We start from the raw sequence: 26,339 nt of genomic DNA, 5'->3' as shown, positions 1-26,339 counted from the left end.
CAGCACAAACCTCAGGCGCTTAACAGCGCCTCAGGCTCAGCCTGGTCTTCGCCGCCAAAGGCTTCGAGTACGGCCGGGATAAATTTGGCGAACTCTCCGGTCATAATACTGAAGTCCGCATCGAACTGCTCGGCCACAGTATCGGCATGGATATCGTCGGCGCGCTCGCGGATCAAATCGCCAAAGGCCAAGCGCTTTAGAACGAGCTGGTCATCGACCAAGAAATCAATACCGCCCGCCCAACTCATCGCCAGCTTGCTAACAAACATTCCCGACTTCAGGTGGCCCTGGATTTGCTCTGAAGACAAGTCCTGGTTCTTCGCGCGAATCACAGCGGTTTCGTCAGCGCTATCGCGCAGTTCGCACTCCCCGCCCACCTCGAAACCCGCTGGGGCGGCACCACTCACCCACTGCGTTAAGGAATGCTGGGCGGTATTTTTGGCCTTGAGCGGAATGACCGGCAAACTGCCCAAGGTCTCGCGCAACAGGGCCAGCAAGTCTTCGGCCTTTTTGTGGGAGGCGCTATCAACACACAGCAGTCCTGCCTCAATGTCAATGTAGGCGAACAGCTTGCGCGAGCGTGAAAACGCCCTCGGCAACAAGTCAAAGGTAATTTCGTCCTTCAAATCACTGCGCTCTTTGCGCCCTGGCTTTCGACCATCGCGGTCCTGAATCTCGCGAACTTTCTCGTCCAGTACTTCGTTAACCACCGCCGCAGGCAACACTTTTTCTTGCTGCCGGGCACAGAGCATGACATAGCCATTGGCCGCATGCAGGTACTCACTGCCTGCGTCCCCAAGCGGTTTGCTCCAACCGTAGCTCGACTGCTCTTGACTGCCGCAGGGCCGAAACGCGGCCGCACTCAATTTCTCATTAAGCTCTTCCAAACTCGTGCTAAATGGACGGGTAAAACGATAGACAAGCAGATTTTTAAACCACATATAAACAGGACTTCCGATAAAAAATGAGCGGCAAAAGCCGCCCATTGTAGAGTGTTTTCAGCGCCACAGCAGCCGCTTATTGCCCCTCGCTGTCACTCAGTCGCGCCTGCATCTGCTCACAGCGGCTAAGCCCGTAAGCGCGCTGACAGATTTCATGCATTGGCCCGTCGGCGCGCAGCTTGCACTGCCAGCGCACGGCGTCAAAACTCTGCCCCTGGCTGGCGCAATAACGCTGCGCCTGCTCGCCAAGCAACTGTTGCTGCTGCTCCGCATAGTGTTGCTGCTTAGCTTTTAGGGCCCGGCGCAATGTATCGATATCTTTGGCGTTGCGACGTTTCTGCCAGGGCCACCGTTGCAACAGGGCAAGCGACTCGTGCTGCCATTGTTGGTACAAGCTCAACAAGCCCGGGTATTCGCCAGTCAGCAGCGGCGGCTGAGCGGCGAACAACTCGCTGAGCGCTTCACGCAAGGCGCGGGCCCGGCGTTCGCTGAGGCTCCCCGACGAGGCCTTGCGCTTGAAAACATCATCCAAGGCCGTCGCCGCAGCGCTGGCTGCGAGCTTCAGTTGAGAGAATTTGCCCTCATCTGGCACCGCTCCCAAAGCCTCATCCAACACGTGCGACACATAGCGCGGCTCGCCCGCAACTTTCTGCTCTATCCCTATGCCTACTGGCCGGCCGTGGTCGGCATGATAAGCCTCACGCAACTGACCATAATGCCAGTCCATATACAGGCCGTGACTGCGCAACTCGCCCTGCAATAGCGCCGCAGTATCCACGTCGAACTCTGCGCTGCTGCCGTGATGGTGGATGCGGATCTTGTGGAAGCGGCCACTGTTATCGAGATGATCGCTGGCAATACTGAGAACCGACGCCGGCATTGCCTCACTCAAGGCGAGAAAGTTACCGCCAGCACAGTCAAAGGCATAAACACTGAGCAATTGCTGGGGCACCGTGAGATTCGGCGCCTCACAACCGCCGACGACCGTGACCCGCTCAAAGCTGCCGGGCTCAAAATAATAGTAGTGGCTGCGACGCTCGGGCAGTTGGTAGTTGAAATACTGACGCTCAACGATATAGCGCTCACCACTGCTTAACTCGCGTTTCACCTGCGCCATCCCCCGCGGCAAGCCATCTTCATAGCGCAGCTTAACAACGAAGGGGCCTGACATCGGCCGGTATACCCGCAAAAAGCGTCGTGGCTCGCTGGCCGGGCTAATATCGTGCCGATACTGGTGATATTCCTGCTCACCGGCCATGACGAACAGTGGCGGAGGCACCCGAAACACCGTCGCCGGATAGGGGCTCAACCAACGACTGTTTTGCGCCCCGGCCAATAGCCGGCCCTGGCTATCACGCAATTCAAACTGACCGCGAAAGCGCAACTGCTTGTGAGCTGACTGCTGGCGGAATTTTCCGCGCAGGCTGAGTTGTAAGCGCTCTCCATTGCTGTCCAGATAGCTCTGCTGCAACACCCCCTCTTTGGGAAAGCCCTGGGGATCAAAACTGCCAACAAACGCCGTTCCGTTACTGTCAAAACGCAGCTCGCCATCACTGGGAACCTCACCCTGCATTCGCCCACTAAATAGCACGGCAGCGGCGCCATCGTCATACAGCACCCGCTCTGTCGGCTGCCCCGCGCAAGCCACCAGTAGCAGCAGGGTGAATATCGCCGCCAGATAGCTGCGTTGTTGCCGTAATAATGTCATCGCATACTCTCTATAAACTCTGCACCATCATAGAGCAAAACCTCGCCCTGGTAGTTGACCTCAGTCTCAGCTTTACTTGCCGGTACGCTTCGTGACAATGTGCGACCTAACAAACATGATTGGATGATTTATGACCCACTCCTTGGTCAGCATTTTAGTGCTCGGTATTTTCTGCCAGTGGCTCGCCTGGCGCTTTCGCCTGCCAGCCATTGTCCTACTGGCCGCTGGGGGCTTGATCTTGGGGCCGCTCAGCGGCTGGATCTCACCGCAACAAGACTTCGGCGACGGCCTACAGGCGGTCACCTCGCTGTTTGTCGCAATAATACTCTTTGAGGGTGGACTCAACCTTCAGTTCCACGAATTGCGCGAAACCGCCAAAGTCACCCGGCGCCTCACCTCACTGGGCGTGGTATTTGCCTGGCTGATAGGCACCGCCGTCGCCCACTGGATAGGGCAACTTAGCTGGGGCGTGTCGGCATTGCTCGGCGCCATTTTAGTCGTCACCGGCCCGACAGTCATTATGCCCCTGCTCAAACACGCCAAACTCAACCGGCGCACCGCCTCTTACTTGAAATGGGAGGGCATCATCAACGACCCCATTGGGGTTTTGCTGGCAGTGCTGGTGTACCAGTACCTGCTGTACTCCGGCGAAGGGCCGGCGCTGGGGCATGTCCTGGCCAGTCTCAGCCTGGCCATCATGGTGTCGTTCGCTCTCGGCGGTGGCGTTGCCTACAGTTTGGGCATTAGCTTCCGCCAGGGCTGGATCCCCGAGTATCTAAAGGCCCCCGTCATTATCGCCTCGGTACTTGCGGTCTACGCACTGGCCGACTTGGTACAGCACGAATCGGGGCTACTGGCGACCACCCTCATGGGCGTCGTCATGGGCAATATGCGCCTGCGCAGCCTGGATGAAATGCGCCGCTTTAAGGAATACCTGACACTGATACTGGTGTCGTTTTTATTTGTGGTGTTAACCGCCTCGCTCACCATGGAGTCTATTCGCACCATTCACCTACCACTGATTTTAATGGTGTTGGCCTTCTTGTTTATCGTGCGGCCACTGGCCGTATACCTCGCCACCATCGGCGCCGATGGTGACTGGCGGGACCGCGCATTGATCAGCTGGATCGCCCCGCGTGGCGTGGTAGCTGCGGCATCAGCTGGCGCCTTTTCGCCGGCGCTGATCGACGCCGGATTTGAGGATGCCAAGTATTTGGTACCCGCGGTATTTATGCTTATTTTTGTCACGATCATTGCCCACGGCTTTTCCCTTGGGCCGCTAACCCGGCTATTAAAACTCGGTTCACCTGGCAAAGGCCGAGTACTCATTGTCGGCGCTTCGCCCTGGGCGATAGAACTGGCCCTAGTGCTTAAAAATCTCAAACAGGATGTGGTTATCGCCGACAGTGAGTGGGGCCGCCTGCAAGGCGCCCGCCAACAGGGCCTGGATACCTGGTTTGGGGAAGTCCTGTCAGACATGGCGGAAGAGGCAATGGCGCTGGACAATATCTACACCGTGCTAGCCGCCACCGGTAACAATCACTACAACTCTATGGTGTGCAACCACTACGCGCCGCATATCGGCCGCCACCGGGTATTTCAGCCCCACGACAGCGGCAGCGACCGGGAAAAGCACCAGGTGCCGGAAACCCGGCGTGGCATTACGGCATTTTCGGATAATGTGTCCTATGCCGAAATGTGGACGCGGCTGATCCGCGGTTGGGGCTTTCGCAAAACCAGCATCACCGACAGCTTCAACGAAGCACAATTTCTGCGGAGCCTGCCAGAAGGCGCGGTTCAGCTGGCATTGATTCCTGAAAACGGCAAGCTGGAGTGGCTGAGCAAGAACAGCCGGCGACTGCAAAGCGGCGACACGATCATCAGCTTTGTGGCGGCTGAAGCCGCGAAAAAAGCCGCTACCAAGACCGAGAATGCCGCCAACCGGGCAGCGGCGGCAAATAACGGTAGTACACCCAATCTACCGGCTTAACGCCGGCCGTCTTACAGCCCCATAAAGTCCGGCACGTTGAACACCCAGCTGCGCTCCTCGCGGCGGCTGGAGATGCGCCAGCCCTGTGCCGTGCGGCGGTATTCGTCGACATACCACAGCCCCAGCATAAACACCTGCTTGTCATCACCGATGGGCATTTCCATCGGGTTGAAGCACATCACCCTGCCCTGCGCGCGATCGCCGTCGACGCGAATTTGAATATTGGCATTGAGGTGCTGGGTATTGCTAAAGGCCGGCAGCGCCTCTTGGAGAAAGGCAATCGTCGTATCCAGGTCACCCACCGCACCGCCGAAGGCGCTGTAGTCAATCGCCGCATCACTGGTAAAGACCTCGCGCAACTCCTCAGCCGCCTGGCGATCGATGATATCGGCATAGTGGAACAGCAAATCTTGTATTTCCAGCCGGTCGGAGATTTCTTGCAAACCTAAAGCCATAAGCTCTCTCGCTATTATTGTTATGTACAAACGAAAAACGGCAGTCTAGTGACTGCCGTTTTATCGTGCATGACCCAAGCGGGTGACATCAGTCTAGCTTGAACACCCGGCGAGCGTTTTCGCTGAGGAACTTTGGCCACACTTCGTCTTTGAACGGCACATTGGGCATATCGCGGAAAATGCGATCCAAGGACAGGCCCATGGGGAAGTAACCCGCATACATCACTTTGTCACTGCCGCGGCTGTTGGCAAAGTTAACGATTTCTTCAGGGTAGTGCTTGGGCGCAAAGGCGCTGGTCATGTAGTACAGATTGGGGTACTTGAGCATGAGCTTCCACGCCAGTTTTTCCCAGGGCTCAGCGCCGTGGCGCATCACCACCTTCAACTCGGGGAAGAACCAGCAAACTTCATCCAACAGCTCAACTTTCTGCGGCGCCATCGGCAAGCGCGGACCGGGCACACCCACACAGGGGCAGAAAGGGATATCCAGCTCTACCAGCTTGGCGTAGATCGGATACCACTTCTTGTCGTTGTAGGGCACTTGCGGGCACAGGCCAGAGGCAAAGCCGGTAACTGCCTTAATGCCGTATTCCTCATGAAAGCGCACGATCTTACGCACTTCATCCATGCCGTTATTGGGATTGACTTCCAGCGAGGTGAAGAAGCGGTCCGGGTGACGCTTGTAGGCTTCTTTGGCCACTTCGTTGTGATCGTCAATACCCAGCATCGCGCGGTCGATATTGTGCTTGTCCATCTGCTCGATGGTGTAGGCGATATAGTCTTCTTTTTTGCCAGTATCAGGGATGTCTTTAAACATATACTGGGCCGGCATTTTAAACATGGTCCGGCTTTCTTCGTCCATCAGCAGCGGCTTCATAAACTCGTACCACTGGCTGTTGTCTTCCCCGGGCACACTCAGCATCAGGTCGACTACCTTGATATCACTGGGTATTGGCATGGGTTGGCTCCTTGATGATTCGGTAAGTCGTTACATTCTCGGCGCACAGCCGCCCGGCCTCAATAGCATTAGACGCCAGCGCATGGACAAAATCGGTCAAATATCCGGAGCCTACGCAGCCTCGCCAGCAAGCACTGCACGCAGCGCTGCTGCGGTTTGCGCCAGTGCCTCGGCATCGCCGGGTTCGCGTCCGTGTAGCCGGCGTGACTGCCCCGGATACGCGGGAATCAGATGCATGTGATAGTGAAATACCGTCTGCCCAGCGGCAGCGCCGTTGAGTTGATGTACGCCAATACCCTCGGCAGCGCAATGCTGTTTAAGCAGTGGCGCCAAGCGCCCAGCAAAACGACTCACCGCCGTCAGCAGCGGATCTGGCAAACTGAAAATATCCGCGTGATGGTCCCGCGGCACGATCAAGCAGTGGCCGTGACTGGCGGGCGCAATATCCAAAAAGCACAGTAGCTGCTCGTCTCGATAAATCTCATAACAGGGCAGCTCACCGGCAATAATGCTACAAAAAATACAGTCGCTCACCTGCACTCAAACCTCCATCGGGCCATCGTCGGGCTGATGTGGACAGCGGGAATACGGGCTGCCATCGGGGTCTAAACTGCTATAGCGATACACGCCCTGCTCATCCAGCTCACGCTGCAGGCGCCCTTGGTAATACAGGTAATGCAGGTGGGCAATCGACTCGCCCAGCGCCAATGTCATCTGGCTCATTTCGATCTTGCGGGCGAACAATACATCGAACAACTCGATGGCGGCCTTGGGCTGCTCACAGGCTTTTTCCACTGCAGCGAGGTGACCCTTATGGTGGTCGATCAAATATTCCAGGCGGTAGTGAACGCCGTAGAACGGCGCATTGTGAGCCGGCATCACCAAGGTGTCGGCAGGTAGCGCCTCGCGAAAACGGGTGAGCGCAGCAAACCAATCTGCCAGCGGATTGGCCTCGGGCTCGCTCGGCATGACACTCACATTAGAAGTGATCCGTGGAATAATTTGGTCGCCCGACAACATCAGCTTGTCGTCAGCGCAAAACAAACTGACATGCTCTGGTGAGTGGCCGCTGCCAGTCATCACCCGCCACTGACGGCCGCCGATTTTAAGAATTTGGCCGTCGCTCAGGCGCTGATAGGCCTTGGGCATGGGCTCAATAATATTGCCAAAGCCGCGAAATTTAGTGCGCATTTTTTCAATCACTTCAGCGGGAATACCGGCGCGCAGAAAATAGCGCTCGGTGGTCCACTCCAAATCGCCCTGGCCCATGGTGCTGAACACCCGCGAACTGATGTATTCGCCAAAACTCATATACAGTGGCACGCGGTATTCGCGGCACAGCCAACCCGCCTGACCGATGTGGTCGGGGTGCATGTGGGTACAAATAACGCCAAGCAGGGGCTTGTCGGCCATCGGGCCGTCAAACAACAACTGCCAGCGCTCTTGGGTGTCGCCCCACTTCATGCCGGTATCGACGATATACCAGCCGGCATCGTCTTCAAGCACATAGAGGTTAATGTGGTCCAGCGCCATCGGCAGGGCCATTTGCAGCCAGTAAACGCCGCGCGCCACCTCTATCCACTGGCCTTTCTGTGGCGGCTCAGCAAAGGGATAGCGAATAGCGTCTTTAGAGGTCGTTGAAGATCTGCTCATAGTCACGGCCCACCGCTGCCGTTTGGGAGTTATTCAAGCTAGAATTTTAAGCAAGCATACAACATAGGCGCTGCTAACACCGAGTTAGCAACGCCCAGCCTCAGGCTAAACGCAAAGGCAATTCGCGCAAACGCCGGCCGGTCGCCGCGAAAATGGCATTGGCCAGCGCCGGTGCCACCGGCGGCGTACCGGGCTCGCCAACCCCGCTGGGAGGGTTACTGCTCGGCAGCAAATGCACAAGGATTTCCGGCGCCTCGTTGATGCGCAACATTTGGTAGTCGTGAAAATTACTCTGCTGCACCGCGCCATCTTCCAGGGTGATCTCACCTTTAAGCGCAGCGGTTAGGCCAAAGTTAATACCACTTTGCATTTGCATCACTACAATATCCGGGTTGATCACCTGGCCACAGTCCACCACGCAGACCACCTTGTGCACTCTCACCTCACCAGCGCTCACCGACGCATTCACCACCTGCGCCACGACGCTGCCAAATGACTCGTGCACCGCTATCCCCTGGTGCTGACCAGCCGGGGCATTACCCCAGTCGGCAAGCTCGGCGACCTTGGTGAGTACCTGGTAATGGCGCGACGCCTTATCCATATTCGCCAAACGAAAATCCAAGGGATTTTGGCCGGTACGCTGTGCTAACTCATCAATAAAACTTTCAATAAAGAAGGCGTTTTGCGAATGCCCAACCGACCGCCAGTATCCCAGTGGCGCCGTCACTTCCTGCATCACATAATTACTGCGCTTATAGGGAAATTGATAGGGCGTGTGGATCAGCCCTTCCACCGCCGATGGGTCACTGTCGGCCATCATATTGCCGATACCATCATGCACGATAGAAGGCAGCCATTTAGGCAATAGGGTGCGAGTCATTACCGGCATGAACTGACCGAAAATACTTGGTGCCACCGCTTTAATTTGCAGGCTGCTTACTCGGTCACCGTCGACAGTCGCCGCCATTAAGGCCGTGGCATTGGGTCGATAGAAATCATGACGGGTATCGTCTTCGCGACTCCATACCAAACGCACCGGCTTACCCGACAACTGCGCTATGCGTGCGGCTTCCACTACGTAATCCGTTTGAATACGACGGCCAAAGCCACCACCCAAAAATTGATTGTGTAGCGTAATCTGCGACTGGCTAAAGCCCGTGGCCCTAGCCACCGCATCTAACACCAATTGCAGCCCCTGCATGCCCGACCAGATCTGCACGCCACGGTCGTCAACCACTGCCAGAGCATTCATCGGCTCCATCGTCGCATGCGCCATATAGGGCACATCGTAAAAGGCCTCGATACGCTCACCAGTCGCCGCACTGGCCTCGCCCAGCTCTTCCACAAGCTTGCCGGCTTCGCTGCGGGCCAACTCGTGCCGCTGGGCGCGTAAACCCTTGCTACTTACCCCCGCAAGCGGGCCTTTATGCCACTCGACCGTCAATTTACCGGCAGCTTGGCGGGCCTGCCAGTAATTGCCCGCCAACACCGCCACCGCGCCGTCGACCTCCAACACCTGAACTACCCCGGCGCTGGCCTCAGCCGCACTGGCATCGAAGGATTTAAGCGTGCCGCCAAAATGTGGGCAGCGCACTAATACGGCACTCAGCGCGCCGGGATACTGCACATCGAGGCCGAACATTGCCTCGCCGGTCACCTTGCCACGCGCATCCAGACGAGCGTTATGACGGCCAACAAAACGGTGGTCTACCGCCGGCTTTAGCGGCACATCCTCTGGCAGCGACAAGCCCCGGGCTGCCTCTATCACACTGCCGGGCTCGATCACCGTTTCGCCGTGATAGAGTTTGCCGTCGCGCAGCGCGACCTCAGCCAGGTCGCGCCCCAACTGCTGCGCTGCTGCACTGCGCAATAAATAGGCGAGACTGGCCGCCGCCTTGCGCAAGGGTTCGTAGCTGGTACGTATCGACGAACTACCGCCGGTCAACATCACGTAAAAATCGGGGTCGATAAACTCCGGGTGGAAATGCGCCTGCTCAATATTCAACATTTCGGGAGGCATATTGAGCTCTTCAGCAACCAGCGTCGCCATGCCGGTATAGGTGCCCTGCCCCATTTCCGCCTTGTGTAACTGCAGGGTAAAAACCCCTTCCGGGCTCAACTGTATAAATGCATTCGGCTGTAAATCGCGTCCTGAAGCATGGGGCAAGGGCACCGGCGCACAACCGGACAACTGCACCCCGACACACAGCGAGCCCGCGACAGCCGCACCACCCTTGATGAATCCTCTGCGGCTCACACTCATGACTGGGACTCCTGCACGGATTGACGTGGATCGAACTGCTGCACAACCTGGGCCGCCGCATGAATCGCCGCGCGAATCTTTGGATAGGTGCCACAGCGGCAGATATTGCCCGCCATCGCCGTGTCAATGTCCTCATCACTGGGCGTGGGATTACTCTCCAACAGCGCCACCGCCGACATAATTTGGCCGGACTGACAGTAGCCGCACTGGGGAACATTCAGGGAAAGCCACGCCTCCTGAACCGGGTGCAAGGCGCCGCTGTCGCCGATCAAACCTTCAATCGTGGTGATTTTCTGACCGGCAGCCGCCTGCACGGGAAAACTGCAGCTGCGAATGGGCGCGCCATTTAAGTGCACGGTACAGGCGCCACACAAACCCATGCCGCAACCAAACTTGGTACCCGTCATCGCCAATTCATCACGTATCACCCACAGCAGCGGTGTGCTTGGGTCGACATCGAGTTGAATCGCCTTACCATTGAGCGTAAATGCTAGGCTTGCCATACTTTCTCCGTTGTCGTGCCGACGATCTGCTACCATCGCAGTCGAGCAATCTTTTATTAATCACCCGATTATGGAGAAAGCTGAGGCACAACCCCATTACAGCTTGTTCATAATTACCCGACTTTGCGGCGAAAAAGCGCCAATCCGCTGATTACAACGGCTATTTATAATTAAAACGCCAGCAGCAAATCCACCGATAAGACATCGGCGGCCGACTCAAAGGCGCGACTGTCGTCCTCCAGCATGTAATAGTCATAAGACAGAGAAACCCCCGCCGACGGCGACAGCGCCATCATGAAGCCCACGCCCATATAGACGTCGCTGCCCTCAAGCAAAAAACGACCACTGCGACTGCTGTCTTCCACCCGCCCTTCCATATTCCAGCCATACAAACCGGCGCGGACAAAGGCCGAGGCCGGCTCAGACATGGGCGTATGCAAGCGCACGCCGAAGAAGCCTCCATCGACATCACCTTCGATATCCACCGGCCCCGCCGCGTAGCCATTATTCAGCACCCGGCTACCGTCGGAACGCGCATCTGCACCCAGCTCACCCAGACTGGCATACCCCAGCTCTATGGACACCGCCTCGTTAAGCATCAGCCCGAAGCCAAACCGTGCCGCCGTCGATTGATTGTCCACAGTAATATCGTGCAGCGAGCCATCGCCGAAGCTGTAGCGAATGTCGCCAGCATCGGTATCAAATTCCGACGCCCCCAAGCCACCAAACACATAAAAATTGGGTGAACTGCCGTAACCGCGATGAGAATGTACAAGATGCTCAGCTGATGCCGCAGCCGAGCCCATGCTGATAGCGATAACCAAACCAATCGATAGCGGCTTCATGGCGCTACTCCAGTAATGAATGATAGCGACAGTATGGTGAGGACTAACTGAATAAACGCTGAATGCGCTGGGAATCAGTGGATTGGTGCCCGAGGCCGGAATCGAACCGGCACGACCGTGAGGTCGAGAGATTTTAAGTCTCTTGTGTCTACCAATTTCACCACTCGGGCAGTGACCGGCAATTGCACTGAGGCGCGCATGCGGTGGTGTGAAGGCGGACGATTCTACTGGCTAGGCCTCACAAAAACAACGCCTTAGACAAGGTTTAGTGCTTTCTGCGGGCGCCGACTACGGCGGTAACGCAGCCCGGCGAGTAGCAGCAACAAGGTCGCCGCGCTGAGCAAGGGGTAACGAATGCCAAGCACCAATGGCAACAAACCGGCGCGCACCGCGCCACGCGCCCAAGCCCGCTCAGCAATGGCGTCGGCCAGGGGCGGTGAATAGTGGTAATACAGCTGTACAAATTGTCGCCCCAGATCAAAGCGCAGTAAAACACGGTCGCGAAAATGGCGTAGCAATTCGACATCTTCCGCCAAGAAACTACCGTAAGCCGCCGTGGCAATGAAGCAGCCGCCGTCATTGGGCGCTTTGGCGTCGGACTCACTGCCTGCGCCGCTGCCACTGTTGCCGCTGCTGCCACCGCCGTCACTCCCCTCGGTGCCGGTGCCGCCGCTGCCAAGCCGTTGCTCCAGTAACAGGCCGGCAGCGCTGGCATCGAGCAGGCCACTGCCAGACACGTCGTCGACACCGACCTCCGCTCGCAGGCCATTGACGTCGATAGCACTATCCCTAACTGCGGCTATAAGTTGCTCGGGGGTCGCCCCCGGAAAGGCCTCTAACAGCAACGCAAAGACTCCCGCCGCGTTCGGGGCCGCCGCAGAGGTGCCAAAAAAATTAGGAAAGTCATCGGGCTCGCCGTCCTCTGGCGCCGAGCTCGTTGACGGCGACCCGAGAAAGGTGGTGTTGTTACCGTCCACAGCGGCAAAGTGTGGCGGCCGCCGTTCGGCGAGTTGGTAGTTGCCATCGTCATCGAACTGCAGGTGCTGTGTGCCGCCACGGGAGGTAAAGGGCTCAGGGTCGATACCCACACTGGTATAAAAGCTGGGCACGTATTCCGGTGACTCCCACCAAGCCACCGCGGCAACGGCGGCTATGCCCTCGGCCAGCGCGTGCCCCCAGCTGCTGGGCGCGTTAAAGTCGTACTCTATATCCAGGGGAACAGCGCCGGTATAGAGCAGGCGAAATTCCAATGGCACCCCCGGCTGCTGAGGGATGTCACCCTGACTCCCCGCAACATGCTCAACCGCTAAATAGTAGGTGACGCTGCGGGCGCCGGTCTCGAGCAATACATATTCCACGGCGTCACCAAAGGGCGCCCCCGTGCTGCCCTGAACGTTGGCACCGCGGCCATAGAAGCCGGGATTATCGATATCCAGCGCCGCCACCTCGTCCGCGGTGGTAGCGTATAAATCTAAGTCGACCTGCGCCCCCCTATTGGCATTGACACTGGCATTGGGCTGATTCCAATTTAGCAAAACATACATTTGCGAGAATGCCGGCAGGGTTACCGCCATAAAACGGTCGTCGCCATTAGCGGACCAATTGTGCAAATCGTTTCCGATCGGCGCGTCGCGGCTGGCGGGATCGGCGATCTGTGCATTGCTGTCGCGATAGACAAATCGCTGCCCCTGATCGCCATCGTTACCCACCGCGCTCAGATAGGGAATGCCGGCCTGCACACAACGCCTAGCGGCAATGGCCGGCAAGTCATCCTGATAGCTGGCCTCGGTCAGAAATAACACATCGTCGACCACGACGGTGGCGCCGCCGCGACACAGCGTGTCGATAGCATCGGCGAACTCACGCCGACTGCCGCCAGCGGTGTGGAACATCAGGCCCGCACCCGGCGCCACGTCGTAGATCAACTCGGCCATCGCCGCGCCTTCGTCGCTACCGCTAAAATTGCCGTTGTTGTCACGACTGCTGTCATTGAGTATCTGCACGACTGCCGGCAGATCACCGCTATTCTGAGGGCGGCTGTCAACCAGACTTCCGGCAACGCCAATCGACGGCGTGGTGTTTTCGCTGCGCACCCCGGCGGTATGCGCGAAACTGTCCGAGATAACGCCAACGGTCTGGCCACTGCCATCGACACTTGCGCTGGCAGCCAACTGCTCGCTGCGCAGCGCCACGCCTGCACGGCTGCGCGCCGCACCACGGCGCAAAATCGGTGGCGGCGCGTAGTCGGCGGTCGCCAACCACGGCTGGGCCGCTAGCGCCGCCAATGCCGCCGCATCGCCCACGGTCGCCCGTGCCCAGCGCAAGTCACTACTTAAATAATGTAATTGCAGTGTATCGATCGCAGCCAACTCACTGCGCAAGTGCTCAGCAGAGAGGCCCGCAGCATCAAGCCTGAGCACCACCGGCATACGGCCAGCCTGCAGCTCGTTGCGCATTTTGCGCAACAGCCCCGAAGGCTCGGCACTGGGAGTCGCCTGGCGTTCACGCAGCATGTCCCGCAAATGACTCCCCAAACGCGATGCCGCTGCCGAGCGGCCATCCACATCGGCCCACAACCAAGCCGGGCCACACAGGGCCAATATTGCCGGCATCACCACGGTAAACCACCGCAGCCTGGTCTGGATTGTCGTCATAAACGTGTCTCGGTTAACGCGAACTACTTGGCTAGAGACACTATGACAATAGCCTCTATCCCTTGTAAATTTTCGAGTTGATTTTTATTGTCCAACCGCAAAATTAATTGCTGAAATGCGGTGTTCACTGTCTCTACAGCGTAGCCTTCGAGCGCCAGCCTCTCAAGCAAGGTCGCCGTGCTCCCCGCTCGATAATGCACGATAAACCGCCGCCCGCCATTAAATAATTCAGCGCCATTGTCCTGCGCCAATTGCTGGCGCAGCCCCGGAGAATAAAACGTCGCTGCGCGCCAAGACGCTTGCTGGGCGCGCAGCTGCGCCGCCGGCTCCTGAGTCGAGCAGGCGAACAGCCAGCCACCGCCAATCATTAGCGAAAAGCCTAAAGACACTAATATTTTCAATATCACAGGCATTCGAATCTACCGCTATTACACAGCGCACAAGAAAAGGATAATGCCCCTGTTGTTGCAGCGCAGTACGGGATTTACGCAGCCGTGAAGCTATACACATATGATATTCCATATATAATGGCCGCCAATGACTAGGAAGCGCCATGATCAGCACCCTGCAACTGTTTAAATGTCTGTCCGAGGAAACCCGACTCAAAAGCCTGCTGCTCATTCGGCGCGCCGGCGAACTATGCGTTTGCGATTTGACTTGCGCGCTGGCCATGAGCCAGCCCAAGGTGTCTCGCCACCTCGCCGAACTCAAGCGTTGCCAACTCGTGGTAGATGATCGCCGCGGCAAATGGGTGTACTACCGGCTACACCCCCAACTGCCCGCTTGGGCAACGCTAATTATCGATGAAGCCCTGGCTGCCGAACCCAGCTACACCCGCACCGAGCTGGCAAGGCTCGCCGATACCAGCGGCTGCTAATCCGCCGACTGCAAAGAGAGCCCGCAATGAATTTATTATATGTCTGCACCCACAACCGCTGCCGCAGCATTCTCTGCGAGGCGCTAACCAACGCCCTCGCCGACCCAGACTACCGGGCCGCCAGCGCCGGTAGCGCCCCCAGTGGTGAAGTCCACGCCAAAAGCCTGGAACACCTGCAGGCGCGAGGCATTGGCGTCAGCACCTTAAACAGCAAATCCTGGCACGACCTCGGCGACTTCACACCCGACGTGGTGATCACCGTTTGCGACAGCGCCAACGGCGAAGCCTGCCCGCTGTGGCTCAGCGATACGCTGCGCATCCACTGGGGGCTTAGCGACCCCTCCAAATGCGACGGCAGTGAGCAGCAAATCGACGCGGCATTTAACCAGTGCATCGCGATTATCCAACACCGCTTAGAGGCCATGCGCAGCGCACAACTGGCCAAGCTGCCGCGACAACAGTGGCCCGCCGCCTTTGCCGCCCTCAGCGCCGATATCAGCAACCAAGGGAGCAACTAACCGTGGGTACATTTGAACGCTATCTCAGCCTGTGGGTCGCCATCGCCATCGCCGTCGGTGTCGTTGCCGGCAACGCATACCCCACCCCCTTCACCGTCATCGCCGACCTGGAATTCGCCCACGTTAACCTGGTGATCGCCGCGCTGATCTGGCTGATGATCTACCCAATGATGCTGCACATTGATTTTGCGTCACTGCGCAACGTGGGCAAACGGCCCCGCGGCCTGGCGCTAACCCTGGTGGTAAATTGGCTAATCAAGCCCTTTAGCATGGCTGCCATCGCGACACTTTTTTTCGATTACCTATTTGCCGACCTCGTCGACCCGCAGACCGCCAGTGAATATATAGCCGGCATGATCCTACTCGGCGTCGCGCCCTGTACCGCGATGGTCTTCGTGTGGAGCCAGCTAACAGACGGCGACCCCGCTTATACGCTGGTACAGGTTTCGCTCAACGACATCGTGATGGTGCTGCTTTTCGCCCCGCTTTGCGCACTGCTGCTGGGCCTGAATGCCATCGTTATTCCCTGGCAAACCCTGCTGTTATCAAGCGCGCTATACGTGCTGCTCCCGCTATTGGCCGGCCTGGCGACGCGCAGAGCCCTCAGCGAAGCATCTCTACAGCGACTCACGCGCCAACTCAAACCCTGGTCCATGGCCGGACTGCTGGCCACCGTCGCCCTGCTCTTCGGTTTTCAGGCCGACGTCATTATCAGCCGACCACTGAATATTGCTTTGATCGCCCTGCCGCTAATCCTACAAACCTACGGCATCTTTGCGCTGGCGTATTTCGCGGCCTGGCGAATGGGCCTGCCACATAACATCGCCGCCCCCGCCAGTATGATCGCCACATCCAACTTTTTTGAACTAGCCGTGGCCGTGGCAATTTCGCTATTTGGCCTGCACTCCGCCGCCGCACTTGCCACGGTTGTCGGCGTGTTAGTCGAGGTGCCGGTGATGCTGTCACTCGTCGCCTTCGCAAATCGCAGCCGAACCGCCTTTCCGCTTTACACTAGTTAACATAAGCGAATTTCATGACATTTAGCGGCAAATTTGGCGCAACTAGCCGAAATCAAAACGAGACACAGCGCACACTTTTTTGTAACAATAGGGAAAAACACGTATCTGCGTTTGTTCTTGCGCCAGGCCAGACACATAATAAAACCGTTAGATCAAAAAGGCGGAATACCCCATGCGTTTCTCAGATATGAACTGCTTTGTCGACCTAGGCTGCTTTGAAAAATCTGGCTTTTACGATGTGCGCCTGGAAGAGATTCCGCTCAATGAGGTCCAGAGCTGTCTCAATCGCATTGAACTGATGGACGGCGCCAGTGCGCGCCACGACGCCTTTCACCGCCTGCAAATCGCCGCAGAGCAAGCTGAGCACAACGGCTGGGTGAAAAGTGGCAGCCAGCTGCTGCCCGACCCGCTGAGCAATATCTCTGAAGCCAGCTTTTTGATCTCGCGCTTTGAACGCGGGGAGCGCGCGGCCATATTGTTTGCGCTGAGTGAAGACTTGTCTCTGCTCGAGACCATCACCATGAAGCGCAGCGACCTGCGCGGCCTGAAATTGAGTACAGCTGCCGCACAAATTGCCGACCGCCTCACCCCTCACCTGCACTGCGACTGGTTGTTTTGGCGCGAGAGCAATGGCCTGGCCATTCCGCTGAGCAATCTGCCCGGGCGCTGGCGCCAGAAGATGCCGATGAGCTGGGAGCAATTTAGGCAGAGCTACCAAAGCCAAACCGCCGACGTACAGCCATTGGACACGGTAAAAGCCCGCGCGAAATAACCCGCGCTTGCGCTAACGAAAAATCAAGGGAAGGAAAATGGAGGCGCGGGTCGGAATCGAACCGGCGTACACGGAGTTGCAGTCCGCTGCATGACCACTCTGCCACCGCGCCTTTGATACCTGCGATCGAAAGACCGCTAAGTACTTGGAGCGGGAAACCGGGTTCGAACCGGCGACCTCAACCTTGGCAAGGTTGCGCTCTACCAACTGAGCTATTCCCGCAACATTCTGAGTTCCCTGCACCCCTGCTGGGGACGGCAACTCAAGAAGGCGCCTATTCTAGCTGCTGGCCGCTAACTGTCAAGGAAAGTTGCTGATTTATCGGATTTTTTTACGCATCCTCAGCCTCACTGCCACGCAGATCCGGCCACGCCGCATGAAGGTAAATCAACATCGACCACAGCGTCAGCAAGGCCGCGACATACAAGCACAGCATATTCGCCTGATACCAGAGACTTGCCGGCACCGGAGGCATCATCAACAGACCGATAATGGCAACAATCTGAGCAGTGGTTTTCACTTTACCCAAGTACGACACGGCAACACTGGTACGCTTACCCAGCTCGGCCATCCACTCGCGAAGCGCTGAAATTACAATTTCTCGGCCGATAATAATGATCGCCGGCAGCGTAAACCACACACTGTCGTAGCGCTCGATTAGCAGCGCCAGGGCTACCGCGACCATCAGTTTGTCAGCCACCGGGTCTAAAAACGCTCCCAGCGGCGTCGACTGGCCAAGCTTGCGCGCCAAATAACCATCCAGCCAATCGGTGACCCCCGCCAATGCAAACACCGCCGCTGTAACGAGGTAACTGCCGGGGAACGGCAGATAAAACAGTACAACAAACACCGGGATCAGTGCGATTCGAAACAGCGTAAGGGCATTGGGTATATTCATAAGCATCTCATTTACATCAAGTCGCGCTATTCTAGGGCTTTTCTACGCCCCGCGCAGTCCTTCATAGATTTCCCGGGCGATTTTTTCACTGATCCCCGGCACGCGACACAAATCGGCCACACTGGCCTTGCGCACGCCTTGCAAACCGCCAAAATGCCGCAGCAGTTCTCGGCGCCGCTTGGCCCCCACGCCGGGAATAGCCTCCAGGCCCGACTGACGGCGAGCCTTATCGCGGCGAGCTTTGTGCCCCCCGATAGCGAAACGGTGAGACTCATCGCGGATATGTTGTATCAAATGCAGCGCCGGGCTGTTGTCAGCCAGTGTCAATTCTCGCCCGGTGTCCCCGCGGATCAACACTTCTAGGCCAGCGCGACGGTCCGCGCCCTTGGCAACCCCGATGGTCAGCAATTCACTGATTTCCAGCTCGGCCAACACCCTTAGCGCCTGATTTAGCTGCCCCTTGCCACCATCAATGAACAAGATATCCGGGCGCGGCACCTCGCCACTGGCAACACGTCTGTAGCGCCGGCTCAGCGCCTGCCGCATCGCCGCATAGTCATCGCCGGCAGCCACGCCATCGATATTCATACGCCGATAATCGGCCTTCAGCGGCCCGTTGTCGTCAAACACCACACAGGACGCCACGGTAGCCTCGCCGCTGCTGTGACTGATGTCAAAGCACTCCAGCCGCGACGGCAAATTATCCAGCTCTAAAAGCTCCTGTAAGGCGCGATAACGCCCCGCCATACTTTCACTGGCCGCCAATCGATTCCGCAAATTTTGCTCGGCGGCAGTGATTGCCAGCTGCTGCCACTTGGCCCGCCGGCTGCGTACCCGGTGGACAATCGCAACCTGCCTGCCCGCTTGTTCACTCAAGCTGCCCGCCAGCAGCGCTGCGTCTGCTAGCTCGACATTAAGCACCAGCTCTTTTGGTAAATCGACCGCACCGCTGCCAGTCAAATAGTGCTGGGCGATAAATGCCTCAACGTGGCTGTCTACAGTCTCTTCCAACAAGCTCTTGGGAAAGTAGCTGCGACTGCCCAACACCCGCCCCGCGCGCACCGACAGCAGCTGTATACAACACAGCCCGGCTTGCAATACGCCGGCGATAATGTCCAGATCGCCGTCCTCGCCCTCGATACACTGACTGGCTTGCACCTGCTGCAAATAGCCAATGCGGTCGCGCAGTTCGGCGGCCTTTTCAAACTCCAGCGCCTCAGCGCAGCGCTCCATGTCATCGGCCAACGCCTGCTGCAAAGCCGCACTCTTGCCACTTAAAAACAATTCTGTGTGCTGCACATCCCGGGCGTATTCCTGATCGCTGATGTTGCCCACGCAGGGCGCACTGCAGCGGCCGATTTGGTATTGCAAACAGGGACGGCTGCGATTGCGGTAGTAGCTGTCTTCACACTGACGCACCTTAAACACCTTCTGCAGCCAGCTTAAACTCTCGCGCACTGCACCGGCGCTGGGATAGGGGCCAAAGTACTGACCTTTTCCCCGCTTTGCGCCCCGCTGCATGCTCAGCCTGGGGTGCTGCTGGTCACTACTTAGGTAAATATAAGGGTAGGATTTGTCGTCGCGCAGCAAAATATTATAGGGCGGCCGATACTGCTTGATGAGATTTTGCTCAAGCAGCAGCGCTTCGCTCTCGGTCGCCGTCACGGTGACCTCGATCTGAAAAATCCTCGACACCAAGGCCATCGTCTTATTGCTCAGGCCCGAGGCGCGAAAATAACTGCCGAGGCGATTGCGCAAATTCTTTGCCTTGCCCACGTACAGTACTTCGCCAGCCTCGTTCAGCATGACGTACACACCGGCTTTCTGAGTGACAGTCTTTAAGAAGCGCTGGTGGTCAAACTTTTGCGAAGACGACATATAGGGGGGTCAGCTAGCGCTGGGCGCCTCGATCAAGCCGTGGCGAATCGCCAGCAGCGTCAATGCCACATCACCATTGACGTCTAGCTTTTCAAAAATGCGGTAGCGGTAGCTGTTAACCGTTTTGGCTTGTATATGTAAGGTGTCGGCAATATCTTGCACACGCAAGCCATTGCCAATCATGATGCTAATCTGTATTTCCCTCTCTGACAGGCTATCAAAGGGCGAAGCCGATTGATCGTCATAACCGCGCAAAGCTAGGGCCTGGGCGATGGCTGGGCTCAAATAGCGCTTGCCGCTGGCAACCTGGCGAACGGCGGTCAACACTTCCTGCCCGCTATCGTCGCCGCCCTTGCTCAAATAGGCCCAAGCCCCCGCTTTGAGCAAACGGCTAGGCATAGGCTCCTGCTCGCACGCACTAACGGCAATAATGCGGGTCTCGGGGACTAACTGCTGTAATTTGCGCGTCGCCTCAAGCCCTCCCATACCCGGCATACGGATATCCATCAACACGATGTCCGGCTTTAGCTCTCGACACCTCTGAATAGCCTCTTCGCCACTGGCGGCCTCGGCAACAACCTGAATATCGTCCGCCTCATCCAGCATCCCTGCTATGCCAGTACGTACCATGGCGTGGTCATCGGCAACCAACACTGTGATCATAGTGCAACTCCCTGTATTAGGAGACAAACGATACCATTTAGCCCCATCTCGAAGCTACCAGGGACTTAGCCAATCAACTGCCGGAAAGTGATATTAATCCGTCCACCACAGCCAACCCGGCGCGGCACACAATGCTGCCAATTCGCCTGGGTCGGCGGCAACATCAGCAGTAAGGAGCCATGTTCCAGAGCAATCGTCTGCGCCGGCTGCCCCGCTGCAGCCCCCCTCGGTTTTGGCCGAAACCGAAAATCACGCCTCTCGCCCAGGCTAATGGAGGCAATAGCCGGCGACGTCCCCAGCTCGGTTTCGTCATCGCTGTGCCAGGCCATACTGTCGCCGCCGTCGCGGTAGTAGTTGAGTAGCGCGCAATTAAACCTCAGCTGGAATTCATTGGCCAAGCGCTCGCGCAGCGCCGCGACGCCGGCGGGCCAGTCAGCCGAGTGGTGGCACTGACCACTGTAGCGATAGCTGAGGCCGGGGTCGCCAACAAAGCTCACTAAACGCGGCGTTGGCCGCTGGCGGCCGTAAATACGCAATACCGGCTGCTGCCAAGCGACACTATCGCGCAGCACGCGATAAAGCGTATCGGCGGCACTGACAAATTCGGGCTGATAGTGCAGTTGCCCGCCAAGCAGATTAATATCGACAGCGCCATGTTGCGCTATACCGGCCATCAGTACACTCGCGGCTCAATTTCCAAACACACACCAAAGCGCTCGTTCACCGAGTCGATAATAGCATCTGCCAGGGCCAACAGCTGTTCACCGCTGCCCCGCTGATAGTTGACCAAGACTATCGCCTGATGCGGGTGCACCCCAACCGGCCCCCTGCGGCGCCCCTTCCACCCGCAGCAATCCACCAGCCATGCCGCCGCAAGTTTGACGCGGCCATCGGCCATCGGCCAGTGCGCCAGCTCTGGCCAGCGGTGGAGCAGATCTGCCGCCTGCTCAGCGCTAACCAGGGGATTTTTAAAAAAACTGCCGGCATTGGGCTCACGCTGGTAATCCGGTAATTTGCTGGCACGTATAGCCGCCACCGCCTCGGCCAGCACGCGAGGATGAACGCTGTCGACCGACTCCCCGGCCGCGAGCAGGTAGTCGCGCAGAACTGGGTAGGCCGCCTGGGTCTGCGCCCGACGATGCAGTTGCAAAGCCACTTCAGTAATCACAAAGCGATCGCGCAACTCGCCTTTAAAAATACTGTCCCGATAAGCCAACTTACAGTCGCTGGCGCTTAACCGGCGCAAACAGCCCCGATCGATATCCCAACCCTCCACCCAATGCAGGCAACGGGATAATTCGACCCCGTAGGCACCAATATTTTGCACCGGAGCAGCCCCCACCGATCCCGGAATTGCGATTAAGTGCTCCAATCCGTAAAGACCATCATCCAGGCACTTACGCACCAGCTCATCCCAGTTTTCACCGGCACCCACCCGCAGCAGTGGCTGACCATTGACTTCGTCGACCACAAGCCCGCGGTTTTGCATATGCACCACCAGCCCAGGGTAATCACCGCTAAACACACAGTTACTGCCACCACCGAGCACCAACACCGGCAACTGCTCGCCGCGGGCATAGTCCAGCGCCTCGCGCAGTTCACCCAGGCTAGTCACCGAACAGTATCTGTGAGCACGGGCATCGATTGCCAGCGTATTGCAGTCAAGCAAGGAATGGTGTTGACGCATCGACAGCATCAGAGTGTCCGCCGGATAGCCGTCAGCAAACCGTCAGCGGCGGCCTCGACGAGGCGCAGCACGGTGACAAACCCGTCATCACCGCCGTAATAGGGATCGGGGACTTCATCACAGGCCCCATCAGCATAGTCGAGAAACAGCGCCAATTCGGCGCGACTATCCACCGGCCTGAGCGCTTGCAAATCGCTGAGGTTAGCCCGGTCCATCGCCAGTATATAATCGAATTGCCGAAAGTCCTCCGCGGCAACCTGCCGCGCGCGCAGCGCTGACAGATCGTAACCGTGCGCGGCGGCAAAAGCCTGACTGCGAGGATCCGGCGCCCGCCCACAGTGCCAGCCAGCGGTACCCGCTGAATCGACCAACACCGCGTCACTTAGCCCCGCGCCGTCCACCCGCTGCTGAAATACGCCATGCGCGGTAGGCGACCGACAGATATTCCCTAAGCAGACAAACAACACCCGTTTAGGCATTGTCTACCGCTCCCAGCAGGCGCCGCACTGCCGTTAAGTCGGCCTGGGTGTCGACACCAGCGGGAATATCCACACAGCTTTCGGCAACATGAATACGCACGCCGTTTTCCATTGCGCGCAGCTGCTCCAGGCGCTCGCAGTTTTCCAATACACCGCTAGGCCAACTCACAAATTGGTGTAAAAACGCCACGCGGTAGGCATAGATACCAATATGGCGCCAATAGCGGGGAGCCACGGGTAGCTCTCCGCGCCCCTCCAACCACTGATCTCGGCAAAAGGGAATCGGCGCGCGACTGAAGTACAGGGCAAAGCCCTCGCGATCGCTGACGACTTTAACCGCATTGGGATTAAATACCGTGTCGACATCATTGATGGCCTCCATCAAGGTCGCAATGCCGGCCGCGGGTGTGGCCGCCAGATTGCCCGCCACCTGCTCTATCGCCGGCGCCGGCAACAGGGGTTCATCCCCCTGGACGTTAACCACAATATCGCTGTCATCTAAACCCAGCGCCGCGACAACCTCCTGCAAGCGGTCAGTACCACTCTCGTGGCTGGCGCTAGTCATGCACACCTCGGCACCAAAATTGCGACAGCAATCGGCAACCCGCTCATCTTCGGTAGCAATCACCACCCGCAGTGCGGCGCTACTCGAAGCCCGCTGCCACACATGCTGAATCATCGGTTTACCGGCGATATCCAACAGCGGCTTTCCCGGCAGACGACTGGAGGCATAGCGGGCGGGAATAATAACGGTGTAAGACATGGGGTCCCCTCTGGCGATCTAAATGGGCTTGCTGAGCAAGCCCTCCAACTGCTGGTAAAAAGCACTACTCAAACGCGCATCGACCGGCAACATCCAGCTATCCGGCGGACAAATGGCCGCGCATTTTACTGCGTCCTTCTCTGTCATCAGTAAGGGCAAGTTGGAGTCATGCTGTAAATCCTCAGCACGATACTGGTAGTGATCTGGGAAAGCCTGGCTTATGCAGTCAAAGCCCTGCGCTGCCAGCGCCGCAAAAAAACGCGGCGGATGGCCTATCCCCGCGATCGCTCGCACTCGGCGCCGCCGCGCCGGCCAATCGCTCACCGCACAGCGCTCACCAGTGCTAATGTTGACCAAGGTATCGCCATCTAAGGTCATCACATGCGCCGATAAATAAGCGGGCAGTGCCACTTTGGGCGAACCATTACAAATGCTCAAATCCACCTCGGCGCTGCGCACGACTGGCTCGCGCAGCGGCCCCAGCGGCAGGCAGTGGCCATTGCCGAATCCGCGAGCACCATCAATTAACAGCACCTCAATATTGCGCGCCAAACGGTAATGTTGCAGACCGTCGTCGCTAATAATCACTGTACACCCGCACTGTTCTACCAACAATTTTGCGGCGGCAACGCGATCTGGCGCCACCGCGACTGGCAGGCCACTGCGGCGGGCCATCAAACAGGGTTCATCACCGGCTTCAGCGGGCGTCACGTCGGCATTGACTAACAGCGGGTAGTGGCTGGCTCGGCCGCCGTAACCGCGACTGACAATACCAGGGCGGTAACCGGCCGCCTGCAGGTGTTTGGCTATCGCCAACACAGCCGGGGTTTTACCACTGCCACCCACCGCAATATTGCCGACGACAATCACCGGAACACCGCAGGCCTGCGCCCGCGTCCAGCGGCGGCGCAGCGCGGCAACCCCGCGAAACAGCATTTCCAGGGGCCACATCAGCCACAGCGCCCCCGGGCGGCCATACCACCGCCGATTCAGCCAGCCCTCAAGACGCACTGTCATCCTCAAAGTTTTTGTTATAAAGCTGCGCATAGCGCTGGCCGAGCGCAAGTAGCTCTTCGTGCGTGCCCTGCTCGTAAATTCGGCCACTCTCCATCACGACAATTTGGTCCGCGTTTTCAATGGTGCTAAGGCGGTGGGCAATCACAATGGTGGTACGCCCCTTCATCACCTCTTCCATGGCTTTTTGGATATGGGATTCGGCGCGGTTATCCAGCGCCGAGGTCGCTTCGTCTAGAATCAGCAACGGCGCATTTTTAAGGAAGGCACGGGCAATCGCTAAACGCTGGCGCTGGCCACCGGATAGCATAACGCCATCTTCGCCAATCACCGTGTCGATTCCCTCAGGTAGAGCGTCGATAAATTCACTGGCGTGAGCCGCCTCGACCGCCGCCAGCACTTCTTCACGGCTCGCCGTCGCCATGCTGCCGTAAGCAATATTGTTGTAGACCGTGTCGTTAAAGAGCGTCACCTGCTGGGTAACCAAGGCGATATTTGCACGCAAATTATCCAAGGTGTAATCGCGAACATCGACGCCGTCGAGTAACAACTCGCCCTCTTCGTGTTGATAAAAGCGCGACAGCAAACTCACCAGAGTCGACTTGCCCGAACCCGATAAACCCACCAGCGCCAAGGAAGTTCCGGGCTCAACTCGGAGGTTGATATCGGTTAACACCCGGGGCAATTCGGGACTGTAAGCGAAGTTCAGGTGACGAATGTCAATCTCACCGCGCAGTCGCCCGCACTCTACACGCCCCTCGTCTTTTTCCTGCTCGGCATCGAGAAACTCGAAGATATTTTCAGCGGCCGCCAAGCCCTTTTGAATCACGCTGCTCACTTCGGCCAGCTGCCGAATGGGCTTAGGAAGGAACAGCGCCGCAGACAGATACGCAACAAACGCGCCCGGCGTCATTTCACCCGTTAACCCCAGGGCTATCCAGATGAGCAGCCCGGTAGCTAACACCACCGGAAACTGGATAACCGAGGGGCTGATGGCATTGTAAAACGCCATTTTAATGTTTTGATTGCGGTTTCGTTGGCTCGCAGCTTCAAAGCGGGCCCGCTCCTGCTCACTGCCCCCATATAAGCGAATTTCACGATAGGCGCTGATACTATCGTTAGTGACTTGGTTCACCTCGCCCATGGCATTTTGGATCTTGCGGCTGATCTTGCGAAAGCGCTTACTCACCCACCACACCGTGACGCCGATCATCGGCAAGGCCAACAAAAAGACCGTGGTCAACTGCCAATTCATGTACAACAGGTAGCTGAGCAGACCGATAGCAAACGTGCCCTCGCGTAGCACCACTTTCAAGGCATTAACCGCCGCGCCGGTGACTTGTTCAACATTAAAAGTAATTTTGGAAATCAGTACGCCGGTAGAGTTGCGGTCAAAGTAACTGCTGGGGATAAACTGCATTTTTCTATACAGCTCAACGCGCAGCACATGAACTAGGCGGTGGGATATGCCGGCAATAAAGTAGTTGCCAACAAAAAAACCCAAGCCCCGACCCACGCCCAGTACCACCAGCGCGACGACTATCCAGGTACGCGCCGACGCGACATTAAAGTCGTCGCCGCCCAGCATCCACATAAGCTTGGCCGTTACCCCGCCCTCACCATGTTTAACGTTGCCGCCAATATAATCGACGATCAACTGCATCATGTCGGCGAGCATTACCTGCACGCCCGAGTAGAAGGAAAAGCCCAACACACTGAGCAAAAACAGCGGCCAAAATGGTATAACGTACTTTAATAATCGGCCGTAAATAGCTAAATCAGAAGGGTTTTTTTTCATAAT

25 protein-coding genes and 3 tRNA genes are annotated in these 26,339 nt (G+C 57.5%); 5 read left to right on the top strand and 23 right to left on the bottom strand.

What is annotated here, in order from left to right; all coding sequences use genetic code 11:
- Positions 1 to 11: 11 nt before the first annotated feature.
- Entirely contained in the window at positions 12 to 941 is a 930-nt protein-coding gene (rdgC, locus tag ABYM29_RS03365) for a recombination-associated protein RdgC (RefSeq protein ID WP_372862098.1), read from the bottom strand.
- A 76-nt stretch (positions 942 to 1,017) separates the two neighbouring features.
- Complete coding sequence (locus ABYM29_RS03360) at positions 1,018 to 2,649, bottom strand: hypothetical protein (RefSeq protein WP_372862096.1); 1,632 nt, start codon at positions 2,647 to 2,649, stop codon at positions 1,018 to 1,020.
- 130 nt (positions 2,650 to 2,779) lie between these two features.
- On the opposite strand from ABYM29_RS03360, the gene ABYM29_RS03355 reads away from it, so the two are divergent.
- Positions 2,780 to 4,639: a cation:proton antiporter gene (locus ABYM29_RS03355; RefSeq protein WP_372862094.1), complete on the top strand. Its 1,860-nt coding sequence runs from the start codon at positions 2,780 to 2,782 to the stop codon at positions 4,637 to 4,639.
- Between the two features lie 11 nt (positions 4,640 to 4,650).
- On the opposite strand, the gene ABYM29_RS03350 is transcribed toward ABYM29_RS03355, so the two are convergent.
- The 10 genes from ABYM29_RS03350 to ABYM29_RS03305 form a co-directional block, all read right to left on the bottom strand.
- The gene (locus ABYM29_RS03350; RefSeq protein WP_372862092.1) at positions 4,651 to 5,094 is read right to left on the bottom strand and encodes a nuclear transport factor 2 family protein; all 444 of its coding nucleotides are present in this window, start codon (positions 5,092 to 5,094) and stop codon (positions 4,651 to 4,653) included.
- Positions 5,095 to 5,182: 88 nt separating this feature from the next.
- Positions 5,183 to 6,052 carry an amidohydrolase family protein gene (locus tag ABYM29_RS03345; RefSeq protein ID WP_372862090.1) on the bottom strand — a complete coding sequence of 290 codons (870 nt, stop codon included), beginning with the start codon at positions 6,050 to 6,052 and terminating at the stop codon, positions 5,183 to 5,185.
- 111 nt (positions 6,053 to 6,163) lie between these two features.
- Positions 6,164 to 6,592, bottom strand: a complete 429-nt coding sequence (locus ABYM29_RS03340; RefSeq protein ID WP_372862087.1) for an HIT family protein — start codon at positions 6,590 to 6,592, stop codon at positions 6,164 to 6,166.
- Positions 6,593 to 7,705 (bottom strand): MBL fold metallo-hydrolase, encoded by a 1,113-nt coding sequence (locus tag ABYM29_RS03335; RefSeq protein ID WP_372862085.1) that lies wholly within the window; start codon positions 7,703 to 7,705, stop codon positions 6,593 to 6,595.
- 100 nt (positions 7,706 to 7,805) lie between these two features.
- Positions 7,806 to 9,968 (bottom strand): molybdopterin cofactor-binding domain-containing protein, encoded by a 2,163-nt coding sequence (locus ABYM29_RS03330; RefSeq protein ID WP_372862082.1) that lies wholly within the window; start codon positions 9,966 to 9,968, stop codon positions 7,806 to 7,808.
- A complete protein-coding gene (locus tag ABYM29_RS03325) occupies positions 9,965 to 10,471 on the bottom strand; it encodes a (2Fe-2S)-binding protein (protein ID WP_372862080.1) in 507 nt (168 codons plus the stop codon). Before ABYM29_RS03325 ends, ABYM29_RS03330 begins: the two co-directional genes overlap by 4 nt.
- Positions 10,472 to 10,641: 170 nt before the next feature.
- Entirely contained in the window at positions 10,642 to 11,316 is a 675-nt protein-coding gene (locus tag ABYM29_RS03320; protein ID WP_372862078.1) for an outer membrane beta-barrel protein, read from the bottom strand.
- A gap of 83 nt (positions 11,317 to 11,399) precedes the next feature.
- Positions 11,400 to 11,486 (bottom strand) — tRNA-Leu (locus ABYM29_RS03315).
- An 84-nt stretch (positions 11,487 to 11,570) separates the two neighbouring features.
- Complete coding sequence (locus ABYM29_RS03310; RefSeq protein WP_372862076.1) at positions 11,571 to 13,970, bottom strand: CFI-box-CTERM domain-containing protein; 2,400 nt, start codon at positions 13,968 to 13,970, stop codon at positions 11,571 to 11,573.
- 23 nt (positions 13,971 to 13,993) lie between these two features.
- Positions 13,994 to 14,359 (bottom strand): hypothetical protein, encoded by a 366-nt coding sequence (locus ABYM29_RS03305; protein ID WP_372862074.1) that lies wholly within the window; start codon positions 14,357 to 14,359, stop codon positions 13,994 to 13,996.
- Between the two features lie 164 nt (positions 14,360 to 14,523).
- Here ABYM29_RS03305 and ABYM29_RS03300 point away from each other — a divergent pair, with 164 nt between their 5' ends.
- The 4 genes from ABYM29_RS03300 (at position 14,524) to ABYM29_RS03285 (ending at position 17,156) form a co-directional block, all read left to right on the top strand.
- Positions 14,524 to 14,847, top strand: a complete 324-nt coding sequence (locus ABYM29_RS03300; RefSeq protein WP_372862072.1) for a metalloregulator ArsR/SmtB family transcription factor — start codon at positions 14,524 to 14,526, stop codon at positions 14,845 to 14,847.
- Between the two features lie 26 nt (positions 14,848 to 14,873).
- Positions 14,874 to 15,365 (top strand): arsenate reductase ArsC, encoded by a 492-nt coding sequence (locus ABYM29_RS03295; RefSeq protein WP_372862069.1) that lies wholly within the window; start codon positions 14,874 to 14,876, stop codon positions 15,363 to 15,365.
- A 2-nt stretch (positions 15,366 to 15,367) separates the two neighbouring features.
- Positions 15,368 to 16,384 carry an ACR3 family arsenite efflux transporter gene (arsB, locus tag ABYM29_RS03290; RefSeq protein WP_372862067.1) on the top strand — a complete coding sequence of 339 codons (1,017 nt, stop codon included), beginning with the start codon at positions 15,368 to 15,370 and terminating at the stop codon, positions 16,382 to 16,384.
- A gap of 172 nt (positions 16,385 to 16,556) precedes the next feature.
- Positions 16,557 to 17,156: a hypothetical protein gene (locus ABYM29_RS03285; RefSeq protein ID WP_372862065.1), complete on the top strand. Its 600-nt coding sequence runs from the start codon at positions 16,557 to 16,559 to the stop codon at positions 17,154 to 17,156.
- Positions 17,157 to 17,194: 38 nt separating this feature from the next.
- Here the strand turns inward: ABYM29_RS03285 and ABYM29_RS03280 are convergent.
- From ABYM29_RS03280 to msbA, 11 genes are all read right to left on the bottom strand, one after another.
- Positions 17,195 to 17,268, bottom strand: a tRNA-Cys gene (locus tag ABYM29_RS03280).
- A 34-nt stretch (positions 17,269 to 17,302) separates the two neighbouring features.
- Positions 17,303 to 17,378: transfer RNA gene (locus ABYM29_RS03275), tRNA-Gly, on the bottom strand.
- 109 nt (positions 17,379 to 17,487) lie between these two features.
- On the bottom strand, positions 17,488 to 18,054 hold the full coding sequence (pgsA, locus tag ABYM29_RS03270) for a CDP-diacylglycerol--glycerol-3-phosphate 3-phosphatidyltransferase (protein WP_372862062.1): 567 nt from the start codon (positions 18,052 to 18,054) through the stop codon (positions 17,488 to 17,490).
- A gap of 42 nt (positions 18,055 to 18,096) precedes the next feature.
- A complete protein-coding gene (uvrC, locus tag ABYM29_RS03265) occupies positions 18,097 to 19,932 on the bottom strand; it encodes an excinuclease ABC subunit UvrC (protein ID WP_372862059.1) in 1,836 nt (611 codons plus the stop codon).
- A 9-nt stretch (positions 19,933 to 19,941) separates the two neighbouring features.
- The gene (locus ABYM29_RS03260) at positions 19,942 to 20,595 is read right to left on the bottom strand and encodes a response regulator (RefSeq protein WP_372862056.1); all 654 of its coding nucleotides are present in this window, start codon (positions 20,593 to 20,595) and stop codon (positions 19,942 to 19,944) included.
- A gap of 65 nt (positions 20,596 to 20,660) precedes the next feature.
- Positions 20,661 to 21,269 (bottom strand): alpha-ketoglutarate-dependent dioxygenase AlkB, encoded by a 609-nt coding sequence (locus ABYM29_RS03255; RefSeq protein WP_372862054.1) that lies wholly within the window; start codon positions 21,267 to 21,269, stop codon positions 20,661 to 20,663.
- Positions 21,269 to 22,291, bottom strand: a complete 1,023-nt coding sequence (gene murB / locus ABYM29_RS03250) for a UDP-N-acetylmuramate dehydrogenase (RefSeq protein WP_372862052.1) — start codon at positions 22,289 to 22,291, stop codon at positions 21,269 to 21,271. Before murB ends, ABYM29_RS03255 begins: the two co-directional genes overlap by 1 nt.
- Positions 22,291 to 22,761, bottom strand: coding sequence for a low molecular weight protein-tyrosine-phosphatase (locus ABYM29_RS03245; protein WP_372862050.1), 471 nt, complete (start codon positions 22,759 to 22,761; stop codon positions 22,291 to 22,293). Before ABYM29_RS03245 ends, murB begins: the two co-directional genes overlap by 1 nt.
- A complete protein-coding gene (gene kdsB, locus ABYM29_RS03240; protein ID WP_372862048.1) occupies positions 22,754 to 23,524 on the bottom strand; it encodes a 3-deoxy-manno-octulosonate cytidylyltransferase in 771 nt (256 codons plus the stop codon). Before kdsB ends, ABYM29_RS03245 begins: the two co-directional genes overlap by 8 nt.
- 18 nt (positions 23,525 to 23,542) lie before the next feature.
- A complete protein-coding gene (gene lpxK / locus ABYM29_RS03235; protein ID WP_372862046.1) occupies positions 23,543 to 24,541 on the bottom strand; it encodes a tetraacyldisaccharide 4'-kinase in 999 nt (332 codons plus the stop codon).
- A complete protein-coding gene (msbA, locus tag ABYM29_RS03230; protein ID WP_372862043.1) occupies positions 24,525 to 26,336 on the bottom strand; it encodes a lipid A export permease/ATP-binding protein MsbA in 1,812 nt (603 codons plus the stop codon). Before msbA ends, lpxK begins: the two co-directional genes overlap by 17 nt.
- Between the last annotated feature and the right edge of the window lie 3 nt (positions 26,337 to 26,339).

The sequence above is a fragment of the Spongiibacter sp. genome, from assembly GCF_041602295.1.
Classification (GTDB): Bacteria; Pseudomonadota; Gammaproteobacteria; order Pseudomonadales; family Spongiibacteraceae; genus Spongiibacter.
This window is presented reverse-complemented; position numbering and strand designations above follow the sequence as displayed.

Excerpts from the sequence above, each read along its gene's own strand:
- rdgC (WP_372862098.1), bottom strand. The coding sequence starts at position 941 with ATGTGGTTTAAAAATCTGCTTGTCTATCGTTTTACCCGTCCATTTAGC.
- ABYM29_RS03360 (WP_372862096.1), bottom strand. The coding sequence starts at position 2,649 with ATGACATTATTACGGCAACAACGCAGCTATCTGGCGGCGATATTCACC.
- ABYM29_RS03355 (WP_372862094.1), top strand. The coding sequence starts at position 2,780 with ATGACCCACTCCTTGGTCAGCATTTTAGTGCTCGGTATTTTCTGCCAG.
- ABYM29_RS03350 (WP_372862092.1), bottom strand. The coding sequence starts at position 5,094 with ATGGCTTTAGGTTTGCAAGAAATCTCCGACCGGCTGGAAATACAAGAT.
- ABYM29_RS03345 (WP_372862090.1), bottom strand. The coding sequence starts at position 6,052 with ATGCCAATACCCAGTGATATCAAGGTAGTCGACCTGATGCTGAGTGTG.
- ABYM29_RS03335 (WP_372862085.1), bottom strand. The coding sequence starts at position 7,705 with ATGAGCAGATCTTCAACGACCTCTAAAGACGCTATTCGCTATCCCTTT.
- ABYM29_RS03330 (WP_372862082.1), bottom strand. The coding sequence starts at position 9,968 with ATGAGTGTGAGCCGCAGAGGATTCATCAAGGGTGGTGCGGCTGTCGCG.
- ABYM29_RS03325 (WP_372862080.1), bottom strand. The coding sequence starts at position 10,471 with ATGGCAAGCCTAGCATTTACGCTCAATGGTAAGGCGATTCAACTCGAT.
- ABYM29_RS03320 (WP_372862078.1), bottom strand. The coding sequence starts at position 11,316 with ATGAAGCCGCTATCGATTGGTTTGGTTATCGCTATCAGCATGGGCTCG.
- ABYM29_RS03310 (WP_372862076.1), bottom strand. The coding sequence starts at position 13,970 with ATGACGACAATCCAGACCAGGCTGCGGTGGTTTACCGTGGTGATGCCG.
- ABYM29_RS03300 (WP_372862072.1), top strand. The coding sequence starts at position 14,524 with ATGATCAGCACCCTGCAACTGTTTAAATGTCTGTCCGAGGAAACCCGA.
- ABYM29_RS03295 (WP_372862069.1), top strand. The coding sequence starts at position 14,874 with ATGAATTTATTATATGTCTGCACCCACAACCGCTGCCGCAGCATTCTC.
- ABYM29_RS03285 (WP_372862065.1), top strand. The coding sequence starts at position 16,557 with ATGCGTTTCTCAGATATGAACTGCTTTGTCGACCTAGGCTGCTTTGAA.
- pgsA (WP_372862062.1), bottom strand. The coding sequence starts at position 18,054 with ATGAATATACCCAATGCCCTTACGCTGTTTCGAATCGCACTGATCCCG.
- uvrC (WP_372862059.1), bottom strand. The coding sequence starts at position 19,932 with ATGTCGTCTTCGCAAAAGTTTGACCACCAGCGCTTCTTAAAGACTGTC.
- ABYM29_RS03260 (WP_372862056.1), bottom strand. The coding sequence starts at position 20,595 with ATGATCACAGTGTTGGTTGCCGATGACCACGCCATGGTACGTACTGGC.
- ABYM29_RS03255 (WP_372862054.1), bottom strand. The coding sequence starts at position 21,269 with ATGGCCGGTATAGCGCAACATGGCGCTGTCGATATTAATCTGCTTGGC.
- murB (WP_372862052.1), bottom strand. The coding sequence starts at position 22,291 with ATGCTGTCGATGCGTCAACACCATTCCTTGCTTGACTGCAATACGCTG.
- ABYM29_RS03245 (WP_372862050.1), bottom strand. The coding sequence starts at position 22,761 with ATGCCTAAACGGGTGTTGTTTGTCTGCTTAGGGAATATCTGTCGGTCG.
- kdsB (WP_372862048.1), bottom strand. The coding sequence starts at position 23,524 with ATGTCTTACACCGTTATTATTCCCGCCCGCTATGCCTCCAGTCGTCTG.
- lpxK (WP_372862046.1), bottom strand. The coding sequence starts at position 24,541 with ATGACAGTGCGTCTTGAGGGCTGGCTGAATCGGCGGTGGTATGGCCGC.
- msbA (WP_372862043.1), bottom strand. The coding sequence starts at position 26,336 with ATGAAAAAAAACCCTTCTGATTTAGCTATTTACGGCCGATTATTAAAG.